This window comes from Bradyrhizobium ottawaense (assembly GCF_900099825.1).
Classification (GTDB): Bacteria; Pseudomonadota; Alphaproteobacteria; order Rhizobiales; family Xanthobacteraceae; genus Bradyrhizobium; species Bradyrhizobium ottawaense_A.
Genome location: NZ_LT629693.1, coordinates 4,619,429 through 4,640,572 on the forward strand (window position 1 = coordinate 4,619,429; position 21,144 = coordinate 4,640,572).

Below are 21,144 nucleotides of genomic sequence, written 5' to 3' on the forward strand. Positions count from 1 at the left end.
TTGAACCGAAAGCTCTTCTGACTTGGGCGCAGTGATTACCATTTTACCCGGGACGTCACAATCAAAAGCCCCTGCGACAAAGCCGCAGGGGCTGCTTCTTTAGTAGCCGGGCCAATGCTTTAGCAGGCTAATACTTTAGATGGACTAGCCGCCGACGTCGCCGCTCAGGATTTCACCAAAGCGTTCCCATCCCTCGCCCTTGAATTTCATCAACTGCAATTGCGAGATCGGGGCGAAGTCGGTGTCTGACGTGTTGACCTTAACGCCCGGCAGCAGGCCGCCAAGCTCCAGCTCCTTGAGGCTCGCCGCCTGCCTCATGATGTTGGCGCGGGTCAGGTCGTCGCCGCAGGCTTTCAGCACGTGCTCGAGGCCCTGCGCGACGGTATAGGCATACATGACCGAGAGGTCCGCGCGGTTGGCTTCCGGATAATACTTATCCAGGAACTGGTTCCAGGCCATCATGCCGGCGTCCTTCTCCCACTGCTTGTCGGTGGGGTCCTTCAGGTAGTTCGAGGAGATGATGTCCTGCGCGTTCTCGAAGCCGGCCGGCTTGATCACGCTGCCGATCGAGGACGATACGTTGTTGAGAAAGTGCAGCGGTCTCCAGCCGATCTCCATGTTCTTCTTGATCGCCTGGGCTGCAAATTTCGGCGTCGTGATGTTGAAGAACACGTCGGCGCCGGTCGACCTGAGTTTGACGATGTGGGAATCGATCGTCGGTTCGGAGACCTCGTAGCTTTCCTCCATCAAGATCATCGAAGCGGCCTTGGCGCCGAGCCCGTCCTTGAAGCCCTTCAGATAGTCCTTGCCGTAGTCGTCGTTCTGATAAAGCACCGCGATCTTGGCGTCCGGCTTGTTCTTCAGAATGTATTTTGCGTAGATGGTGGATTCGCTCTGGTAGTTGGGCTGCCAGCCCATGGTCCAGGGGAATTCCTTCGGGTCGTTCCACTTGGTGGCGCCGGTGGCGACGAACAGTTGCGGCACCTTTTTCTGGTTCATGTATTTCTGGATCGCCGAATTCGGCGGGGTGCCCAGCGGATTGAAGACGATCAGCACCTCGTCGCTCTCGACCAGCTTGCGGGCCTGCTCCACCGTTTTCGGCGGTGAGTAGGCATCGTCATAGCTGATGAAGGTGATCTTGCGGCCGTTGATGCCGCCCTCGGCGTTGATCTTGCGAAAGTAGGCTTCCTCGGTTTTGCCGATCACGCCATAGGCGGAAGCGGGTCCGCTGTAGGGCATGATGTTGCCGATCTTGATTTCGGTGTCGGATGCGCCGGTGTCGTATTTCTTTTGCGCGGATGCGCCGCTGCTGGTCGCAGCCAGTATCGCGAGGGCAGCCGAAAGGGCCCCCAATCGCACATGGATAGCAGGCATTTTGATCTCCCTCGGATCACGATGAATGTGTCGATTTTTTTGATTTGGAGCGCTTGGCGGCTCCTGCCGGCATTCAATACCTTTCGGCCGTTCCCAGCAACGAAAAGCCCCCCGCGACGCTGCCGCAGGGGGCCTCATTTAGTCGCACAGTCCGGCAGGAGCCCTGCCGTTCAGTGGCCGGGATCGCCGCGGATGATGTCGCCGAACAGCTCCCACTTCTCGCCTTTAAAGCGCATCAACTGAAGTTGCTCGATCGGCGCGAAGTCGGTGGCGGAGGTGTTGATCTTGATGCCGGAAAGCAGCGTGTCGGGCACGAAATCCTTCAGGCTTGCGGCCTGCTTCATCACGTTGGTGCGGGTCAGATCGTCGCCGCACATCTGCAGCACCTTCACCATGGTCTGCGCGGCGCCATAGCCATAGATCAGGGTGCCGTCGCTCTTGTTGCCGTCGGGATAGTATTTGGCGAGGAAAGCCGCAAAATTCTTCATGCCGGGATCGTTGTCCCACTGCGGATCGGTTCCGTCCTTGTCGAAGGCCGCCGACAGGATGCCCTGCGCGTTCTCGTAACCCGCCGGCTTCATCACGCCGCCGACCGAGGACGAGACATTGGCGACGATCTGCAGCGGCTTCCAGTTGAATTCGGCGATCTTCTTGATCGCCTGCGCGGCGAATTTCGGCGTCGTGATGCTGATGAAGACGTCGGCGCCGGAAGCCTTCAGCTTGACGACCTGGTTGTCGACTGTAGGCTCCGACGTCTCGTAACTCTGCTCGGCGACGATCATCGACGACTTGGCGCCAAAGCCGTCCTTGAGGCCCTTGAGGTAATCCTTGCCGAAGTCGTCGTTCTGGTAGAGCACGCCGATCCTGGCGTCGGGTTTTTCCTTGATCAGGTATTTCGCGTAGATGCGCGCTTCGTTCTGGTAGGAGGGCTGCCAGCCCATGGTCCACGGAAAATCCTTCGGGTTGTTCCACTTGGTGGCGCCGCTGGCGACGAACAGCTGCGGCACCTGCTTGTCGTTCATGTACTTCTGGATCGCGACGTTGGACGGCGTACCGAGTGAGTTGAATATCAGCAGCACCCCATCGCTCTCCACCAGCTTGCGCGCCTGCTCGACCGCCTTGGGCGGGCTGTAGCCGTCGTCATAGCTGATGAAGGTGATCTTGCGGCCGTTGATGCCGCCCTCGGCATTGATCTTCCTGAAATAGGCTTCCTCGGTCTTGCCGATCACGCCATAGGCGGAGGCTGGTCCGCTGTAGGGCATAATGTTGCCGATCCTGATTTCGGTATCCGATGCGCCGGGATCATATTTCTTCTGGGCAAAGGCGCTGCCGCAGGTTGCGGTGAACAGGGCGAGTACGGCTGCTCCCAGTCGCCAACAGATAGCAGTCATTCCGAAGTTCCGTTTTCGGTTGTTTGCCGCATTGAATACGTTTCGGGCATCCGGTCAATAAAAAGCCCTCTGCAACTTGCGTCGCAGAGGGCTGTGCAGAGGGCTGCGCTGGCTGTTCATCGGGTCCGGTTATTCGGACGGCGATGCAGCATTTATTCGGATGCGACGTCGGCGCTGATGGTCTCGCCGAACAGATCCCACTTCTGTCCCTTGAACCGCTGCATCTGCAACTGGCTGATCGGGGCGAAGTCGGTCGCCGAGGTGTTGATCTTGACGCCGGGCAGCAGCGTGTCCGGCGTAAAGTCCTTCAGGCTTGCCGCCTGCTTCATGACGTTGGCGCGGGTGAGGTCGTCACCGCACATTTCCAGCACCTTCGCCAGGGTCTGGGCGGCGCCGTAGCCGTAGACCAGACTGCCGTCGGTCTTGTCGGCGCCCGGCATGTACTTGTCGAGGAATTCGATCCACTTCTTCATGCCGGGATCGTTGTTCCACTGCGCGTCGGCGCCGTCCTTGGCATAGGCCGCGGACAGCACGCCCTGGGCGTTGTCGAAGCCGGCAGGCGCCATCACGCTGCCGACCGAGGCCGAGACGTTGGTGATGATCTGCAGCGGCTTCCAGCCGAGTTCGGCCGTCTTCTTGATGGTCTGGGCGCCGAATTTCGGCGTCGTGTAGATCAGCAGCACGTCGGGGTTGGCGGCTTTGATCTTGACGATGTGCGAGTCGATGGTCGGCTCGGAAACCTCGTAGCTCTCTTCCAGGATGATGGAAGAGGCGGCCTTGGCGCCAAAACCGTCCTTGGTGCCCTTGAGGTAGTCTTTGCCGAAATCGTCGTTCTGATAGAGGATCGCGATCTTGGCGTCGGGCTTCTCCTTCATCAGCCACTTCGCATAGATCTGCGCTTCGCTCTGGTAGGAGGGCTGCCAGCCGATGGTCCAGGGGAAGTTCTTCGGATCGTTCCACTTGGTGGCGCCTGTCGCCACGAACAGCTGCGGCACCTTCTTGGAGTTCAGATATTTCTGGATCGCGGTGTTGGACGGCGTGCCGAGCGGGTTGAAGACAACCAGCACTTCGTCGCTCTCGACCAGCTTGCGAACCTGCTCCACCGCCTTCGGCGGGCTGTAGCCGTCATCGTAGGTGACGAAATTGATCTTGCGGCCGTTGATGCCGCCCTTGTCGTTGATCATCTTGAAATACGCTTCTTCGGTCTTGCCGATCACGCCATAGGCGGAGGCAGGGCCGCTGTACGGCATGATGTTGCCGACCTTGATCTCGGTGTCGGTCGCGCCGGTGTCGTATTTCTTCTGGGCGAGTGCGCTGCCGCTCATGGCAGCGAACGCGACGACCGCCGTCGTGAACGCGGCGATTCTTGTTGTGGACGTCGAAAGCATCATTTCTCCTTGGTCGGGTTTGCCGATTTGTGGCGTTTCAAACGAAACAAGCCCCCCGGTTTGGGCCGGGAGGCACTGGTTGGCATGAAGGAATGCATCAAGACAAGAGACCGGAGCCCGGTTCCGATTCAATCGGAACCGGTATGGTTTCCATTTACCTTTTGAGCTTGCCGATCAGGCCCTGGGCTACTATCGCGACCTGCCTCGCTCCATGCGGCACCAGGAAGATGACGAGGAACAGCAGCACGCCGAACACGGCGCCGGAAAGGCCCTTGGAGATGCCTTCGGCGATGTTCGGCACGAAGATGATGAAGGCGGAACCGACGATCGAGCCCGGCAGCCAGCCGACGCCGCCGACGACCATGCCGAGGAACAGCGAGATCGCGAGCGTGATGGTGTAGCCGTCAGGCGCCACGAACTGCACGGCGATGGCGCCGAGACCGCCGGCAACGCCGGTGATGCCGGCCGAGACGCCGAACGCCAGCGTCTTGTAGAGCGCAACGTCGACGCCCATGGCGGATGCCGCGATTTCGTTGTCGCGGATCGCCATGAAGGCCCGCCCCGAACGTGACCTGAGCAGGTTCACCGAGGCGATGTAGATCCCGATCGTGATCGCGAGCGTGAAGTAATAGAGCCACATGTCCTGCGACATCGGCAGGCCGAACGGCGCGTCCGGCTTGGTGACGACGAGGCCCTGCACGCCGCCGGTCCAGTGCTCGAAGAAGCCGAGCTTGAGCAGTTGCGGCATCGCGGTGGCAAGCGCGAACGTCGCCAGCGCCAGATAGACGCCGGAGAGCCGCAGCGCCGGCTGGCCGAACGCAAAGCCGAAGGCAAAGCAAACGATGCCAGCGATCGGCAGCGTCAGCGCGTAGTTCATGTTGGCGTGTTCCATCAGGATCGCCGACGTGTAGGCGCCGACCGCGTAGAACGCGCTCTGGCCGAGCGAGAACTGGCCGGAACCGCCGGTCAGGATGTTCAGCGCCAGCACTGCCAGTCCGTAGATCAGGAGCATCGTCATCTGGAAGATGATGAAGTTCTTGACGAACAGCGGCGCCAGACACAAAGCGGCCAGCACCACCAGCGAGGTGCCGAGGCCGAGCGTCATCGCTCTTTTCGGAACGGCTTCGACGGCCGGGACTTCTGTGACGATGTCTTCAGCAGCGCTCATGATCAAACTCGCTTCACGATGGGCCGGCCAAGCAGCCCAGCCGGTTTGACGACCAATACGACGATGATCAGCGCAAGCGCGATCGGCAGTTTCAGCTCGTTACCGACACCGGGAATGTAGGTGCCTGCGAGGTTCTCGAAGATGCCGACCAGGAAGCCGCCGATCACGGCGCCAAGCGGCGAAGTCAGGCCGCCGAGCACTGCCGCGGCAAATCCGTAGATCAGCACGCCGCCCATCATGTTCGGCTCGAGGAACACCACAGGCGCAATCAGCATGCCGGCGATCGCGCCGATGGCGGTCGCCATGCCCCAGCCGAGTGCGATCATCCAGGAGGTGTTGATGCCGACCAGCCGGGCCGATTCAGGCACCGAGGCCGCCGCCCGCATTGCAAGGCCGATCCGCGTGTACTGGAAGAAGATGAACAGCAGGATCAGCAGCAGGATGGTGACGCCGATCATGCCGGCCTGGTGGGTCGAGATCAGCTGGCTGCCGAGGAAGGGCGAGGATCCGAACGGCGTCGGATACTGCTTGATGGTGAAGTCCCAGATCAGGCCGGCGACGCTGTTGACGATGGCGAACAGCGCGATGAAGCCGGCGACGTTGGTCAGGATCGGCGCCTTCGCCAGCGGCTTGAACAGCAGACGCTCGATGGCGATGCCGCCGGCGAACGACAGCGCCAGTGTCAGGATGAAGGCACCCCAATAGGGGACGCCCCACTGCATCATTTGCCAGGATATGAACGTCGAGAACATCGCCATTTCGCCCTGGGCGAAATTCAGATGGTCGATTGCCTGGTAGATCATCACGACGGCGAGCGCCATACAGGCGTAGATCGCGCCTGTCGCGATGCCGGCCAGGACTTGGTTGGTAAAGAGTTCCATGGCCGCGTTCCTCAGTAGCCGAGATAGGATTTACGGACGTCTTCGTTGTTCGCGATGTCCTTGGCATTGCCCGACATCACGATCCGTCCGGTTTCGATCACATAGGCCTGGTCGGCGAGCTCGAGCGCCAGTTGCGCATTCTGCTCCACCACCAGGATGGTAACCTTGTCCTCGCGGTTGATCTTGCCGAGAATCCCGAACAGGTCGCGCACGATCAGCGGCGCCAGGCCGAACGACGGCTCGTCCAGAAGCATCAGCCGCGGCCGCAGCATCAGGGCGCGGGCGACCGCGAGCATCTGCTGTTCGCCGCCCGAAAGCGTGCCGGCCTGCTGGGTGTAGCGCTGCTTCAGCACCGGGAAGTGCGAATACATGCGCTCGATGTCGGAGACGATGTTGGCCTTGTCGGTGCGGGTGATGGCGCCGAGCTGCAGGTTCTCTTCCACCGTCATGGTGGTGAAGGTGCCGCGGCCCTGCGGCACATGGGCAATGCCGAGACGAACGACGTTTTCGGTCGAACGGTTTCCCAAAGGCTTGCCGTCGAACTCGATCGCGCCGGTCGAGCGCACCATGTTGCAGATCGCCCGCAGCGTGGTGGTCTTGCCGGCGCCGTTGGCGCCGAGCAGGGTGGTCAGGCTGCCCTCGTTGAGCGAGAACGAGAGGCCGTGAAGCGCCTGGACCTGCCCGTAATAGGCGCGGAGATCCTTGACGTTGAGCATCGCGGTCATTGGTCCTTGCTCCCCAGATAGGCTTTGATGACATCCGGGTCGGCCTGGACCTGGGCCGGTGTTCCCTCGGCGAGCTTCTTGCCGAAGTTGAGTGCGACGACGTGGTCGGCGATCGACATCACCAGACCCATGTGATGCTCGACCAGCAGCACGGTCATGTGGCGCTCGTCCCTGATCCGGCGGATCAGGTCGCCGAGCACGTAGACTTCCTCGTGGTTGAGGCCGCCGGCCGGTTCGTCGAGCAGCAGGATCTTGGGATCGGCCGCCAGCGCGCGCGCCAGCTCGACCCGCTTCTGGGTGCCGAACGGCAGGCCGGAAACCACGGTATGGGCCACGCTCTCGAGATCGAGATAGGCCAGGATCTCATGCACCTTCTTGTTGGTGTCGGCCTCGCCGCGGCGAACCCAGGCGAGCTTCAGCGAATCCGAAATGATGTCGCTCGAGGTGCGCGCATGGGTGCCGACGCGAACGTTGTCGAGCACCGAGAGGTTGGGAAACAGCGCGACGTTCTGGAACGTGCGGCCGATGCCGATCTCGGCGATCCGGTGCGGCGGGCGCGTCAGGATGCTGGCGCCTTCCATCAGGATGTCGCCGGAGGACGGCTGGTAGAGCCGGGAGAGGCAGTTGAACAGCGTGGTCTTGCCGGCGCCGTTCGGTCCGATCAGCCCAAGGATCTGCCCCTTGAGCATGTCGAACGATACGCCATTCAACGCGATGATGCCGCCGAACACGACGCTGACGTCGCGAACCGCAAGCAGGGGAGCATTTCCCTGCGCGAGCTGTGCCTGCGTCATCTCGTCTCGCCCATGCTGAACACGGTGCGGGAATGTCCGCGCGAACTTTTGCGCGGATCACGATGATGGCTATCTGATCCCCTCGGCCAAACGTGCAACTTTCCCTCCTGGTTTAAGCTTTTTGCTTTCATCTTTTTTTGATTGCGGCGCCGCACCGCCCAGTGCCGCCTCGATGTTCCTTACCATCGCCACAAGGCGAGGTCCAATATCGTTGAGCAGCCGATCTTCCGTAAAGCGGAATGCCGGTGCGCCACAATTGAAGGCGTACGGTCCGGTTCCGTCGTTCAGCTTCAGCGCCACGCCGACCGCGGCGACGTCGTTCTGCCACTCGCCGGCGGAGATCGTGAACCCGTAGCGCGCCACGGTCTCACCGGCGCGCTCGATGCCGTCCCGCATCCGGGACCAGCGGCTGCCATAGTGGTCGCGCAGTTCGCGCAATAAAGAGGCACGATCGTCCGGGGGCAATGCCCAGATATAGGCCCGGCCCATCGCCGTGGTCGCGATCGGTATTCGCGAACCGACGTCGAGCTGTACGCCGAGCGTCAGCCCGTTACGGCTTTGCCCGAAATAGATCATGCTGTGGCGATCGCGGCCGCCGACCGCGACCGCACCGCCGGTCTCGCGCATGACTTCTTCCCGGTAGGGTTCGGACAAATGCCGAACGCCGAGATTGGCCAGCGCGGCATACCCCAACATCATGGCTGACGGCGCAAGCTGATACTTTTCGAACCGCGGAACGGGTGTAAGGTATCCCAGCTTGGTCAAGGTGTAGGTCAGCCGGGAAATGGTTGGCTTCGGCAAATTAGTACGGGCGGCGATCTCCTGATTGCCAAGAAGCCCGTCGTTGGGATGGAATGCGCGCAACACATCAAGTCCGCGGGAAAGCGCGACGACGAAGCTGCGATCTGTCGCCACTTTCTTCCCTGGACGCTTCATTTACCTGCTTCTGCGCGGAGCTCGTTGACAAGGGACGTGCTTCAAAATAACCCTCCGTGTCAAGATGTGGAATTAAATTTCGCAGTGCGAAATCAACAAAGAGCGTAGCTACTCAACGCAAGTCGGGCAGCGAAACTCAAAGGCCAAACGCAAAGCCAAACTCAAGAACAGTATCCAGGGAGAGCCCCGTGAACGAAGTCGTAAAACTCGAGCGTCATGATGCCATCGCCATCGTCACGATTAACTCGCCCCCGGTAAACGCGCTCAGCGCCGCGGTGCGCGGCGGCATCTTCGAATGCATGAAGGCGGCGATCGCCGATCCCGAAGTCAAGGCGATCGTGCTGACCTGCGGCGGCCGCACCTTTATCGCCGGCGCCGACATCACCGAGTTCGGCAAGCCGCCGAAGCCCCCCGGTCTGCAGGAGGCGCTGGTTCTGATGGAGAACTCGCCGAAGCCGATCATCGCCGCGATCCATGGCACCGCGCTCGGCGGCGGCCTCGAAGTCGCGCTGGCATGCCACTACCGCGTCGCCACCAAGGAAGCCAAACTCGGCCTGCCCGAAGTGAAGCTCGGCCTGCTGCCAGGCGCCGGCGGCACCCAGCGCCTGCCGCGTGCGGTCGGCCCCGAACTCGCGGTCAAGATGATCGTCGGCGGCGATCCGATCAGCGCAGCCGAAGCGCTCAAGCACGGCCTGATCGAGGAGATCGTCGAGGGCCCGGCTTCCGGCGGCGAAGCCTTTGCCCGCAAGGTGGTCGCGGAGAAGCGCCCGCTGCGCAGGCTGCGCGACGACGACAGCAAGCTCAAGGCCGCCAAGGCCGATCGCTCGATCTTCACCAATGCGGTCGCCGCCCTCACCAAGAAGGCGCGCGGGCTGGAAGCCCCGTTCGCCGCGGCCGACGCCGTCGGCGCCGCCATCGACCTGCCGTTCGACGAAGGGTTGAAGAAGGAGCGCGAAGGTTTTCTCAAGCTGGTGTCGAGCGACCAGTCCAAGGCGCAGCGTTACGCCTTCTTCTCCGAGCGCGAAGCCGCCAAGATCGCCGGCGTCCCCGAGGGCACAAAAGCCCGTCCGGTCGAGCGCGTCGCCATCATCGGCGCCGGCACCATGGGCGGCGGCATCGCGATGTCGTTCGCCAATGCCGGCATCCCGGTCACGCTGATCGAAACCGGCGAGGAGCAGCTCAAGCGCGGCATGGGCATCATGCAGAAGAACTACGAGGCGACCGCCGCCCGCGGCGGTATTCCCGCCGATGCCCCGGCCAAGCGCATGGGCCTGATCACCGGCGTGGTCGGCCTTGAGAACGTCAAGGACGCTGACCTGGTGATCGAAGCCGTGTTTGAAACCATGGCGGTCAAGAAGGAAGTGTTCACCGCGCTCGACAAGTTCGCCAAGAAGGGCGCCGTGCTGGCCTCCAACACCTCCTACCTCAACATCGACGAGATCGCGAAGGTGACGAGCCGTCCGCAGGACGTGCTCGGCATGCACTTCTTCTCGCCCGCCAACGTCATGAAGCTGTGCGAAATCGTCCGCGCCGACAAGACCGCGCCGGATGCCCTGACCACCGCTGTCGCGATCGCGCGCAAGATCGCAAAGGTGCCGGCCGTGGTCGGCGTCTGCGACGGCTTTGTCGGCAACCGGATGCTGGCGCAGCGCGGCAAGCAGGCCGAGAAGCTGTTGTTCGAAGGCGCGCTGCCGCAGCAGGTCGACGCGGTCGTGACAAAATTCGGCATGCCGATGGGCCCGTTCGCGATGGGCGATCTCGCCGGCCTCGATATCGGCTGGCGCTCGCGCAAGGACCGCGGCATCAAGTCGGAAATCGCCGATGCACTGTGCGAAGCCGGGCGCTTCGGCCAGAAGACCGGCAAGGGCTACTACAAGTATGAAGCCGGCTCCCGCGCCGCACTGCCGGATCCGGAAGTCGAGAAGCTGATCGACGAGACCCTGCAGCGTCTCGGCCGCAAGAAGCGCGTCGTCAGCGACGACGAAATCCTCGAGCGCATGATGTACCCGATGATCAACGAGGGCGCGCGGATCCTCGAAGAGGGCATCGCGGCGCGTCCGAGCGACATCGACGTGATCTGGCTCTACGGCTATGGCTGGCCGATCTATCGCGGTGGCCCGATGTTCTACGCCGACCAGGTCGGCCTCAAGCACATCGCGGATCGTCTGTCGTATTACGCCAAGGAGACCAACGATCCGTCGCTCGAACCGGCCCCGCTGCTCAAGCGTCTCGCCGCCGAAGGCAAGACCTTTGCGTCGCTGGCCGAAAAGGCGAAAGCGGCCTGATGGGCCGCTGTTCCCACCACGAGTCATTCCGGGGCGATGCGTCAGCATCGAACCCGGAATCTCGAGATTCCGGGTTCACGCTTCGCGTGCCCCGGAATGACGGCCTCTCTATGCCTCGCTGAAAGCCGCCATGACCCATCCCGGCGAACAATTTTATCCGCAAGGCGTCCGCTGGGACGATACGATCGCGTGCGGCACGCTGCCCGATTTGCTGTCGACGGCATCAGCCGACTACGGCGCGCGGCCGGCGCTCGAATTCCGCGACCGGCCGATCGGCTATACTGAACTCGAAGCGCTGGTGGAGACGGCGGCGTCAGCCTTCCTGCGCGCCGGCTACGGCAAAGGCCATTCGGTCGCGCTGTTCCTCGGCAACTCGCCGGATCATCCCGTCAATTTCTTTGGCGCGCTCAAGGCCGGCGCCCGCATCGTGCATCTCAGTCCGCTCGACGGTGAGATCGCGCTGTCGCACAAGCTCTCGGACTCCGGCGCGCGCATCCTCGTCACCAGCAACCTGTCGGCGCTGCTGCCGACCGCGCTGAAATTTCTCGACAAGGGCCTGCTCGACCGCCTGATCGTGTGCGAGGACGATCACTGGGGCAAGGTCGGCACACCGCAGGCGGCGCTGCCGGACAATCCCAAGATCATCACCTACAAGCAGTTCACCGACGGCGCGGCGAAGCCCGCCGCATGGCCCACAATGTCGGCCGATGACGTCGCGCTGCTGCAATATACCGGCGGCACCACCGGCCTTCCAAAAGGCGCGATGCTGAGCCACGGCAATCTCACGTCCGCGGTGTCGGTCTACGACGTCTGGGGCAAGCCGGCGCGCGCCGAGCGCAACAATCCGGTCGAGCGCGTGATCTGCGTGCTGCCGCTGTTTCACATCTATGCGCTGACGGTGGTGCTGCTGTCGTCGATCCGGCGCGGCCATCTGATCTCGCTGCATCAGCGTTTTGACGTCGAGGCGGTCATGCGCGATATCGAAGTCAAGCGCGCCACCGCATTTCCGGGCGTGCCGACGATGTGGATTGCGATCGCGGCATTGCCCGATCTCGACAAGCGCGATTTGTCGTCGCTGGTCAGCGTCGGCTCCGGCGGCGCACCGCTGCCGGTCGAGGTCGCCAAAATCCTCGAGCGCAGGGTCGGCATGAAGCTCAAGAGCGGCTGGGGCATGACCGAAACCTGCTCGCCCGGCACCGCCCATCCCAAGGAAGGCCCGGACAAGCCGGGCTCGATCGGCTTGATGCTGCCGGGTATCGAGATGGACGTGGTATCGCTCGATGACCCCAAGCAGGTGGTGCCGGTGGGCGAAGTCGGCGAAATCCGCATCCGCGGTCCGAACGTCACCAAGGGTTACTGGAACCGGCCGAAGGAAACCGCGGAAGCCTTCGTCGGCGATCGCTTCCTGACCGGCGATATCGGCTACATGGACGGCGACGGCTATTTCTATCTGGTCGACCGCAAGAAGGACATGATCATCTCCGGCGGCTTCAACGTCTATCCGCAGATGATCGAGCAGGCGATCTACACCCACCCTGGCGTACAGGAAGTGATCGTGATCGGCATCCCCGACGACTATCGCGGCGAGGCGGCGAAGGCCTTCATCAAGCTGCGCGCGGATGCCAAACCGTTCGGCCTGGAAGAATTGCGCGCGTTTCTCACCGGCAAGATCGGCAAACATGAATTGCCGGTCGCGGTCGATTTCGTCGAGGAACTGCCGCGCACGCCGGTCGGAAAATTGTCGCGTCACGAACTCCGCCTGCAGCAACCGTCGCCGCAGGCCGCCAGCAAAAAAGACGTCGCGTAATCAGGAATTGAACTCGTTCACAGGAGGATCCGATGGATCTCGCTTTTAGCAAGGAAGAAATCGCGTTTCGTGAGGAGGTTCGCACCTTCTTCAAGGAGAACGTGCCGCCGGCCACCCGCCAGAAGCTGGTGGAGGGCCGCCACCTCACCAAGGACGAAATGGTCGCCTGGTGGCGCATCCTGAACAAGAAGGGCTGGGGCGTTTCGCACTGGCCGAAGGAATATGGCGGCACGGGGTGGACCTCGGTGCAGCACTACATCTTCAACGAAGAGCTGCAGATGCATCCGGCGCCGGCGCCGCTCGCCTTCGGCGTCAGCATGGTCGGCCCGGTCATCTACACCTTCGGCAACGAGACCCAGAAGAAGCAGTATCTGCCGCGCATCGCCAATGTCGACGATTGGTGGTGCCAGGGCTTTTCGGAGCCCGGCTCCGGATCCGATCTCGCTTCGCTGAAGACCAAGGCCGAGCGCAGGGGCGACAAGTACATTATCAACGGCCAGAAGACCTGGACCACGCTGGCGCAGCACGCCGACATGATCTTCTGCCTGTGCCGTACCGACAACAACGCCAAGAAGCAGATGGGCATCTCCTTCATCGTCTTCAGCATGAAGTCGAAGGGCGTCACCGTGCGTCCGATCGAGACCATCGACGGCGGCCATGAGGTCAACGAGGTGTTCTTCGACGACGTCGAGGTGCCGGTCGAGAACCTGATCGGCGAGGAGAACAAGGGCTGGGATTACGCCAAATTCCTGCTCGGCAACGAGCGTACCGGCATCGCCCGCGTCGGCGTTTCCAAGGAGCGGCTGCGCCGCATCAAGGAACTCGCCTCCAAGGTCGAGTCCAACGGCAAGCCGGTCTTGGAAGACCAGGGTTTCCGCGAAAAGCTGGCGGCCTGCGAGATCGAGCTGAAGGCGCTCGAACTGACCCAGCTCCGCGTCGTCGCCGACGAGGGCAAGCACGGCAAGGGCAAGCCCAACCCGGCGTCCTCGGTGTTGAAGATCAAGGGTTCGGAAATCCAGCAGACCACCACCGAACTGCTGATGGAAGTGATCGGCCCGTTCGCCGCGCCCTATGACGAGCATGGCGACGACGGCTCCAACGAGACCATGGACTGGACCGCGCAGATCGCGCCGAGCTATTTCAACAACCGCAAGGTTTCGATCTACGGCGGCTCCAACGAGATCCAGCGCAACATCATCACCAAGGCGGTGCTGGGGCTTTGATTGCCGCAGCGACGCGAACGCACGCTTTTCGTCATGGCCGGGCTTGACCCGGCCATCCACGCCTTGAGGCAAAAAAGGACGTGGATGCCCGGGACAAGCCCGGGCATGACGACGAATTTGATTAGTCCGGGGGCCGGGAAACGCCTCGGCGCATGAGGAAGAAAAAATGGATTTTGATTTGTCCGAGGAGCAGCGCCTTCTCAAGGAAAGCATCGACGGTCTTCTGACCGACTCCTACGATTTCGATGCGCGCAAGAAGTACCAGAAGGAGAAGGGCGGCTGGAGCAAGGCTGTCTGGGGCAAGCTCGCCGAGCAGGGCCTGCTCGGTCTTCCGTTCGCGGAAGCCGACGGCGGCTTCGGCGCCGGCGCGGTCGAAACCATGATCGTGATGGAAGCGCTCGGCAAGGCGCTGGTGCTGGAGCCGTATCTGGCGACGGTGGTGATCGGCGGCGGTTTTCTGCGCCATGGCGGTTCGGCCGAGCAGAAGGCCGCGCACATTCCGGGCATCATCGACGGCAGCAAGACTTTTGCCTTCGCGCAGCTCGAGAAGAACTCGCGCTACGACCTGTTCGACGTCGCGACTTCCGCGAAGAAGAAGGGCGCCGGCTGGGTCATCGACGGCGAAAAGTTCGTCGTGCTCAACGGCGAGAACGCCGACACGCTGATCGTGACCGCGCGCACCAGCGGTGCGAAGCGCGACAAGAGCGGCGTCGGCGTATTTATCGTGCCGGCCAACGCCAAGGGCGTCACCCGCAAGGGCTATCCGACCCAGGACGGCATGCACGCCGCTGACATTACCCTGACCGGCGTCGAGGTCGGCGCCGATGCCGCGATCGGCGATCCCGAGAACGGTCTGGCGCTGATTGAGCGCGTGGTCGACGAGGCCCGCACCGCGATGTGCGCGGAAGCGGTCGGCGCGATGGATGAATCGCTCAAGTCCACCGTCGAGTACCTGAAGACCCGAAAACAGTTCGGCGTCGCGATCGGCACCTTCCAGACCCTGCAGCACCGCGCCGCCGACATGTTCGTCGCTTGCGAACAGGCCCGCAGCATGTCGATGTTCGCGACCATGGCGGCCGATTTCGACAGCGCCAAGGAGCGCGCGACCGCGGTCGCCGCGGCCAAGGTGCAGATCGGCAAGTCGCTGAAGTTCGTCGGCCAGCAGTCGATCCAGCTTCACGGCGGCATCGGCATGACCCAGGAAGCCAAGATCGGCCACTACTTCAAGCGGCTGACCATGATCGAAAACACCTTTGGCGACACCGACTACCATCTCCGCCGCGTCACCGACGCCGGCGGGCTGGTGTGATTTAGCCGACCGCATCTCCGCAATAGTCGTCATGCCCGGCCTTGTGCCGGGCATCCACGTCTTAGGCGGCAAAGTAAGTCGCGGATGGCCGGGTCAAGCCCGGCCATGACGAAAGAAGAATCGCAAACGAATAAAAACAGGGAGTGCGTATCGTGAAGGGAACCCCGTTCGATCTCACCGGAAAAGTCGCCGTTGTCACCGGCTCCAGCCGCGGCATCGGCCGCTCATCGGCTGAGCTGCTGGCAAAACTCGGCGCCAAGGTCGTGATCTCCAGCCGCAAGGCCGATGCCTGCCAGGAAGTCGCCGACGGCATCAAGAAGTCCGGCGGCGACGCCCATGTCATCCCCTGCAACATCTCGCGCCGCGCCGAAGTCGACGGGCTGATCGCAGGCTCGATCAAGCACTACGGCAAGGTCGACATTCTCGTCTGCAACGCCGCGGTGAATCCGTATTACGGCCCGCTGCTCGACATCACGGACGAGGCCTTCGACAAGATCATGGGCTCGAACGTCAAGAGCAACATCTGGCTCTGCGCCCAGGCGATCCCGCAGATGGCGGCGCGCGGCAACGGCTCGGTCGTCATCATCTCCTCGATCGGCGGCTTCCGCGGTTCGACCGTGATCGGCGCCTACGGAATTTCCAAGGCCGCGGATTTTTCGCTGTGCCGCAGCCTCGCCGGCGAATGGGGCCCGAAGGGCGTTCGCGTCAACTGCGTCGCACCCGGCCTGGTCAAGACCGATTTTGCCAAGGCGCTGTGGGAAGACCCTGATAACCTGAAGCGCCGCACCGCCAGCACGCCGCTGCGCCGCATTGGCGAACCCGACGAAATCGCCGGCGCCGTGGCCTATCTCGGCTCCGACGCCTCGACCTTCATGACCGGCCAGACCATCGTGGTCGACGGCGGCGTCACGACCGCTTCGACGTGAGGCGTTCTCTCTTACCCTCCCCTGGAGGGGGAGGGTCGACGCGCGTGTAACGCGCGGCGGGGTGGGGTGATCTCTCAACTCGGGCACTGTTGGATGGGGAGAGACCTTCACCCCACCCCGTCTCGCATTTCGCTTCGCTGCATGCGAGCCGACCCACGAGCGAGCTCCGCTCGTCTCGGACCCCTCCAGGGGAGGGTGAAACTCTGCCCCATATTGACCTTCCCCTTCCAATCCGATCACCTTGCCGCAACCAACCATCGTTCCGGGAAGCAACGTCATGTCCTTTGTGCTGGCCATCGATCAGGGCACCACATCCTCGCGCGCCATCGTGTTTCGCTCGGATATTTCCGTCGCCGCCACCGCGCAAGCTGAATTCCCGCAGCATTTTCCGGCGTCCGGCTGGGTCGAGCACGAGCCGGAGGATATCTGGACTTCGACCGTCATGGTGTGCCGTGACGCGCTGGAAAAAGCCGGGTTGAAGGCCAAGGACATCGCCGCGATCGGGATCACCAACCAGCGCGAGACCACGGTGGTGTGGGACCGCGCCACCGGGCAGGCCGTGCACCGCGCCATCGTCTGGCAGGATCGCCGCACCGCCGATGTCTGCGCCAGACTGAAAGCCGAAGGCCACGAGCCGGCGATTTCGGCCAAGACCGGCCTGATCATCGATCCCTATTTTTCCGGCACGAAAGTCGCTTGGATCCTCGATCACGTACCGGGCGCGCGGGCGCGCGCCGAGCGCGGCGAGCTGATGTTCGGCACCGTCGATTGCTACCTGCTGTGGCGGCTGACCGCCGGCCGCGTCCACGCCACCGACGCCACCAACGCCTCGCGCACGCTGCTGTTCAACATCCACACCGGCGAGTGGGACGACGATCTGCTAAAACTGTTGCGCGTGCCGCGCTCGATGTTGCCGGAAGTAAAAGACTCCTCCGCCAAATTCGGCGACAGCGACGCCAGCCTGTTCGGCGGCCCGATCGCCATTTCCGGCATCGCCGGCGACCAGCAGGCTGCGACCATCGGCCAGGCCTGCTTCACGCCCGGCATGATGAAGTCGACCTACGGCACCGGCTGCTTCGCGCTGCTCAACACCGGCACGACGCCGGTGGCCTCGAAGAACAAGCTGCTGACGACGATCGCTTATCAGCTCAAGGGAAAGCGCACCTACGCGCTCGAAGGTTCGATCTTCGTCGCCGGCAGCGCGGTGCAGTGGCTGCGCGACGGGCTCGGGATCATCAAGCAGGCCAGCGAGACCGGCCCGCTCGCCGACAAATCCGATTCGATGCAATCGGTCTACCTGGTGCCGGCCTTCGTCGGCCTCGGCGCGCCCTACTGGAATCCGCGCGTCCGCGGCGCGCTGTTCGGCCTCACCCGCAACACCGGCCCCGCCGAACTCGCGCATGCCGCGCTGGAAAGCGTCTGCTACCAGACCTTCGATCTCTGGGCCGCGATGCGCGCCGACTGGCCGGATGCGAAGGGAGCCAACATCGTGCTCCGCGTCGATGGCGGCATGACCGCCTCCGATTGGACCATGCAGCGCCTCGCCGATCTCCTGGACGCGCCGGTCGACCGCCCGATGATCCAGGAAACCACCGCCCTCGGCGCCGCCTATCTCGCCGGGCTCGCAGCAGGCGTCTATCCGGAGCCCGCAAAATTCGCCGACAACTGGCGCCTCGAACACCGCTTCAAGCCGGCGATGAGCCAGGCGACGCGGGAGCGGAAGCTCGCCGGCTGGGCGCGGGCGGTGAAGGGGGTGTTGGCGAGTGATGAGGGGGAGGGGTAGCGTCTTCCACAACACCGGATAGCGCGCACGGGCGCCTTGACCTTGCTTTGGTTGTATTTATGAATGGGCACTCTTTTTAGATGCCAACTCAGAGAGTTGCCTTGCCTCATTCTACTATCTACTTGCCCAAATACGAAAAGAGCCACGCTCTAATTGTAGGCATCAATGCTTACGCCAATACTGGCCCGCTATTGCACGCGACAAATGACGCCACTGCGGTTGCAGAAATTCTCCAACGGAGATTCAACTTTGCACCAGAAAATGTGAAGGTGCTGTTGGATTTGGACGCAACGCGCGAAAGAATTCTGCAGGCGTTTTTGGCTCTTTCTGACTTCTCAAAGGTGGGCCCGAACGACAGGGTCATGATCTTTTTCGCCGGTCATGGTCATACCGTGACTGGAAGGCGAGGCGAAACGGGCTTTCTTGTTCCAGTTGATGGCAAGGCGGATGACCTTGCAACTCTGATCCGATGGGATGAGTTGACTCGAAATGCCGATCTAATAAATGCAAAGCATATGCTTTTTTTGATGGATGCTTGTTACGGAGGATTGGCGCTTACGCGAACGATCATCCCGCCCGGAAGCATGCGGTTCCTAAAAGACATGCTTCAGCGCTATTCTCGCCAGGTGCTTACCGCTGGAAAAGCTGACGAGGTCGTGTCGGACGCTGGAGGAACTCGCCCCGGCCACTCCATCTTCACGTCGCACCTACTGGACGGGTTGGAGGGAGCGATAGGCAGCGCTGATGCACCGATCACGGGTCACGGCTTGATGGCCTATGTCTATAAGAAGGTCGGAGGCGATCCTCACTCGCACCAAACACCACACTTCGGGTTCTTTGATGGAGATGGTGATTTCATATTCGATACTTCGATTCTGGAGAAGATTGAGAGTCAGGCGTCCTCAGAGCCGCAGGCAGATCGTGACGTGTTCATCAAGGGTCCGTCATTTGAAGTGCCTGTACCGACAAGGTCGGATACGGTCGCCGATGTTTTGAAGAGTCTGGTTGCCAATCCAAATGACAGAATTAAACTAAATGACTTCATAAATGAGCAGCTAAGGCGAGCTGGCGAAAAGCTTTCGCAAGAAAAATTCCCTGCGAACGATGCCGTCACCGATGAGAAATTCGCATCGCGCCTGCAACAGTATGAAGAAGCCATCCAAGATCTTGTAACCGTCGTTATGGTTCTGGCGCACTGGGGTGAACCGGAGCACGTTAGATTGCTTGAGCGGGTGTTTGCTCGTATTTCTGAAGTTGGAAAAGCTAACTCTGGCATCGTCGTTTGGCTCAGACTGGCATGGTATCCTCTCTTGGTCTTGATGTACGCAGCAGGAATTTCAGCATTAGCCGCGCGACGGTATGATACACTTAAGGTGGCGCTGTTCGCTCCGGTCTATTCCGAAATGAAACTTTCAGGCAGGTCTGATCCGCCGCTCGTTTTGGCTGTTGTTGCAAATCTGACAGAGATTGCTGAGGACTTCAAAAGACTTCCCGATATGGAAAGGAGATACGTGCCTCGTAGCGAGCACATATACAAAAAGGTTCAACCATTTCTAGAGGATGAGCTTTTCCTTGGCAGAAGTTACGATAAGCTTTTTGATGATTTCGAAATATTCTTGGCGCTTTCATTTGCAGATATTCGCGACGATGACGTGAAGGCCCATGTTTGGGGGCCTCCGGGCCGTTTTGCTTGGAAGGAGAGGGGGCGCTTCAGTGATGAGAAGGTATATTCAAACTTCATCGCCCAGGTAAAATCGCAAGGCGAGGGTTGGGCGCCACTTAAAGAAGGATTCTTTCGAGGATCGAGCAAACGATTTTCTGAGGTTGCGGATGCTTACGCGCACCTCTTGTCTCAAATAAATTGGTGGTAGTGCTACATCCAAGTCTTGCTTTCCTGCGTGAGGCAAAGACGTGGATGGCCGGATCATCTAGCCTGAAGACGCGCTTCGCGCTCTCGCCCGGCCATGACGAATGTGTGTGAGGTAGCAATGATCCTGATCGGCCAATACGACTCCCCCTTTGTCCGCCGCGTCGCGATTGCGTTGCGGCTGTATGGGCTGCCGTTCGAGCACAAGCCATGGTCGACCTTCGGCGATGCGGACAAGATCGCGCCGTATAACCCGCTGCGGCGGGTGCCGACGCTGGTGCTGGATAGCGGCGAGGCGCTGATCGAGAGCGCCGTGATGCTGGATTATCTCGACGATCGCGTCGGGCCCGACAAGGCGATGATCCCACCGCACGGCGAGGGGCGCTGGCGGCAACAGCGGATTGCCGCGCTCGCCATGGGGCTCGGCGACAAGGGCGTCAGTCTCCTGTACGAGCGGGTGCTGCGGCAGGAAAAGCTCGCGCTCTGGGTCGAGCGCTGCGAGGCGCAGATCGCGGGCGTGCTCGCGGTGCTGGAAAAGGAACGCGCAGCGGTCGCAACACCGTATTGGTTCGGCGACCGCATCGGCCACGCCGACATCGCGGTCGCCTGCGCGCTGCGTTTTACCGGCGAGGCGCATCCTGCTTTGTTCGGCACGCGCTATCCGGCGCTGCAGGCGCATGCAGCACGCTGCGAAGCGTTGCCGGTGTTCGGGGAAATCGTGCAGCCGCTGGCGCCGCCAAAGGGGTGAGCCGCACCGGCATTGCGAGCCAACGGGCCGGGCGAACGCCCGCCCGATGACAGGCTCCGCGAAGCAATCCATCTATCTACACGAAGAAAGAATGGATTGCTTCCGCCTTCGCTCTTTGAGCTTCGGCGGACAAGTCGTCGCTTCGCTCCTCGCAATGACGGCGCGATCATCATGAGTCGCCTTCTCCCGCAACAACGAATTCATCCGGCGCCCTGCGACAAAGTAGCCCGACGGGCAAATCACCAAGCATGTCCAGCCCTTCGCGGAAAAATATTCCGCTTGGGCCGTCGGGCAAATCAGCTTTAGGACGCCCGCCATCCTGTCCCGCCAGAGGGGCGTCGGCCGTCGTCGCAAACGAGGGGCAGGGAGCGGTGGACGTAGCAGCGCGAAGGCGAACGCGCCAATGCCCGGCGAAGCCTTTTGGCGAAGACGGGTGGCTGCGTACGGTGAAGTCGTTTGGGTCCGACGCCCCGGTGCTGGCGTCAAGTGAGCGGAGCAATCTGCTGATGATGGTGGCAAGAAAGCCGGTCACCAGGACG

Annotated in this window: 16 protein-coding genes; 8 read left to right on the forward strand and 8 right to left on the reverse strand. The window is 61.8% G+C overall.

The genetic code is table 11. From position 1 onward, the window contains the following. Window positions 1-144: 144 nt before the first annotated feature. From BLR13_RS21540 to BLR13_RS21575, 8 genes are all read right to left on the reverse strand, one after another. Entirely contained in the window at window positions 145-1,374 is a 1,230-nt protein-coding gene (locus BLR13_RS21540; RefSeq protein ID WP_074819775.1) for an ABC transporter substrate-binding protein, read from the reverse strand. Between the two features lie 170 nt (window positions 1,375-1,544). Then, on the reverse strand, window positions 1,545-2,765 hold the full coding sequence (locus BLR13_RS21545) for an ABC transporter substrate-binding protein (protein WP_074819774.1): 1,221 nt from the start codon (window positions 2,763-2,765) through the stop codon (window positions 1,545-1,547). A 152-nt stretch (window positions 2,766-2,917) separates the two neighbouring features. Continuing rightward, on the reverse strand, window positions 2,918-4,153 hold the full coding sequence (locus BLR13_RS21550) for an ABC transporter substrate-binding protein (protein WP_074831255.1): 1,236 nt from the start codon (window positions 4,151-4,153) through the stop codon (window positions 2,918-2,920). A 154-nt stretch (window positions 4,154-4,307) separates the two neighbouring features. Beyond that, window positions 4,308-5,321: a branched-chain amino acid ABC transporter permease gene (locus tag BLR13_RS21555; protein WP_074819772.1), complete on the reverse strand. Its 1,014-nt coding sequence runs from the start codon at window positions 5,319-5,321 to the stop codon at window positions 4,308-4,310. A 2-nt stretch (window positions 5,322-5,323) separates the two neighbouring features. After that, window positions 5,324-6,202, reverse strand: coding sequence for a branched-chain amino acid ABC transporter permease (locus BLR13_RS21560; protein WP_074819770.1), 879 nt, complete (start codon window positions 6,200-6,202; stop codon window positions 5,324-5,326). Between the two features lie 11 nt (window positions 6,203-6,213). Then, the gene (locus BLR13_RS21565) at window positions 6,214-6,927 is read right to left on the reverse strand and encodes an ABC transporter ATP-binding protein (protein ID WP_074819768.1); all 714 of its coding nucleotides are present in this window, start codon (window positions 6,925-6,927) and stop codon (window positions 6,214-6,216) included. After that, window positions 6,924-7,721 (reverse strand): ABC transporter ATP-binding protein, encoded by a 798-nt coding sequence (locus BLR13_RS21570; protein WP_074819765.1) that lies wholly within the window; start codon window positions 7,719-7,721, stop codon window positions 6,924-6,926. Before BLR13_RS21570 ends, BLR13_RS21565 begins: the two co-directional genes overlap by 4 nt. A gap of 69 nt (window positions 7,722-7,790) precedes the next feature. Next, a complete protein-coding gene (locus tag BLR13_RS21575) occupies window positions 7,791-8,657 on the reverse strand; it encodes an IclR family transcriptional regulator (RefSeq protein ID WP_074819763.1) in 867 nt (288 codons plus the stop codon). Window positions 8,658-8,845: 188 nt separating this feature from the next. On the opposite strand from BLR13_RS21575, the gene BLR13_RS21580 reads away from it, so the two are divergent. The 8 genes from BLR13_RS21580 (at window position 8,846) to BLR13_RS21615 (ending at window position 20,605) form a co-directional block, all read left to right on the forward strand. Further along, window positions 8,846-10,942, forward strand: a complete 2,097-nt coding sequence (locus BLR13_RS21580) for a 3-hydroxyacyl-CoA dehydrogenase NAD-binding domain-containing protein (protein WP_074819761.1) — start codon at window positions 8,846-8,848, stop codon at window positions 10,940-10,942. A gap of 130 nt (window positions 10,943-11,072) precedes the next feature. Next, window positions 11,073-12,749, forward strand: a complete 1,677-nt coding sequence (gene pimA / locus BLR13_RS21585) for a dicarboxylate--CoA ligase PimA (protein WP_074819759.1) — start codon at window positions 11,073-11,075, stop codon at window positions 12,747-12,749. 32 nt (window positions 12,750-12,781) lie between these two features. Then, the gene (gene pimC / locus BLR13_RS21590; RefSeq protein ID WP_074819757.1) at window positions 12,782-13,972 is read left to right on the forward strand and encodes a pimeloyl-CoA dehydrogenase large subunit; all 1,191 of its coding nucleotides are present in this window, start codon (window positions 12,782-12,784) and stop codon (window positions 13,970-13,972) included. Between the two features lie 166 nt (window positions 13,973-14,138). Beyond that, the gene (gene pimD / locus BLR13_RS21595; protein WP_074819754.1) at window positions 14,139-15,281 is read left to right on the forward strand and encodes a pimeloyl-CoA dehydrogenase small subunit; all 1,143 of its coding nucleotides are present in this window, start codon (window positions 14,139-14,141) and stop codon (window positions 15,279-15,281) included. A gap of 152 nt (window positions 15,282-15,433) precedes the next feature. Beyond that, window positions 15,434-16,207, forward strand: a complete 774-nt coding sequence (locus BLR13_RS21600; protein WP_074831253.1) for an SDR family NAD(P)-dependent oxidoreductase — start codon at window positions 15,434-15,436, stop codon at window positions 16,205-16,207. Window positions 16,208-16,484: 277 nt separating this feature from the next. Next, window positions 16,485-17,990: a glycerol kinase GlpK gene (gene glpK, locus BLR13_RS21605; protein WP_074819750.1), complete on the forward strand. Its 1,506-nt coding sequence runs from the start codon at window positions 16,485-16,487 to the stop codon at window positions 17,988-17,990. Between the two features lie 101 nt (window positions 17,991-18,091). After that, the gene (locus BLR13_RS21610) at window positions 18,092-19,861 is read left to right on the forward strand and encodes a caspase family protein (RefSeq protein WP_157793712.1); all 1,770 of its coding nucleotides are present in this window, start codon (window positions 18,092-18,094) and stop codon (window positions 19,859-19,861) included. A 117-nt stretch (window positions 19,862-19,978) separates the two neighbouring features. Continuing rightward, complete coding sequence (locus BLR13_RS21615; protein WP_074819745.1) at window positions 19,979-20,605, forward strand: glutathione S-transferase family protein; 627 nt, start codon at window positions 19,979-19,981, stop codon at window positions 20,603-20,605. Window positions 20,606-21,144 lie beyond the last annotated feature (539 nt).

Bases quoted from the DNA above. Each gene is read 5' to 3' on its own strand.
- BLR13_RS21615 (WP_074819745.1), top strand. From the start codon at position 19,979: ATGATCCTGATCGGCCAATACGACTCCCCCTTTGTCCGCCGCGTCGCG.
- BLR13_RS21575 (WP_074819763.1), bottom strand. From the start codon at position 8,657: ATGAAGCGTCCAGGGAAGAAAGTGGCGACAGATCGCAGCTTCGTCGTC.
- BLR13_RS21550 (WP_074831255.1), bottom strand. From the start codon at position 4,153: ATGCTTTCGACGTCCACAACAAGAATCGCCGCGTTCACGACGGCGGTC.
- BLR13_RS21545 (WP_074819774.1), bottom strand. From the start codon at position 2,765: ATGACTGCTATCTGTTGGCGACTGGGAGCAGCCGTACTCGCCCTGTTC.
- BLR13_RS21540 (WP_074819775.1), bottom strand. From the start codon at position 1,374: ATGCCTGCTATCCATGTGCGATTGGGGGCCCTTTCGGCTGCCCTCGCG.
- glpK (WP_074819750.1), top strand. From the start codon at position 16,485: ATGTCCTTTGTGCTGGCCATCGATCAGGGCACCACATCCTCGCGCGCC.
- BLR13_RS21560 (WP_074819770.1), bottom strand. From the start codon at position 6,202: ATGGAACTCTTTACCAACCAAGTCCTGGCCGGCATCGCGACAGGCGCG.
- pimD (WP_074819754.1), top strand. From the start codon at position 14,139: ATGGATTTTGATTTGTCCGAGGAGCAGCGCCTTCTCAAGGAAAGCATC.
- BLR13_RS21555 (WP_074819772.1), bottom strand. From the start codon at position 5,321: ATGAGCGCTGCTGAAGACATCGTCACAGAAGTCCCGGCCGTCGAAGCC.
- BLR13_RS21565 (WP_074819768.1), bottom strand. From the start codon at position 6,927: ATGACCGCGATGCTCAACGTCAAGGATCTCCGCGCCTATTACGGGCAG.
- pimC (WP_074819757.1), top strand. From the start codon at position 12,782: ATGGATCTCGCTTTTAGCAAGGAAGAAATCGCGTTTCGTGAGGAGGTT.
- BLR13_RS21570 (WP_074819765.1), bottom strand. From the start codon at position 7,721: ATGACGCAGGCACAGCTCGCGCAGGGAAATGCTCCCCTGCTTGCGGTT.
- pimA (WP_074819759.1), top strand. From the start codon at position 11,073: ATGACCCATCCCGGCGAACAATTTTATCCGCAAGGCGTCCGCTGGGAC.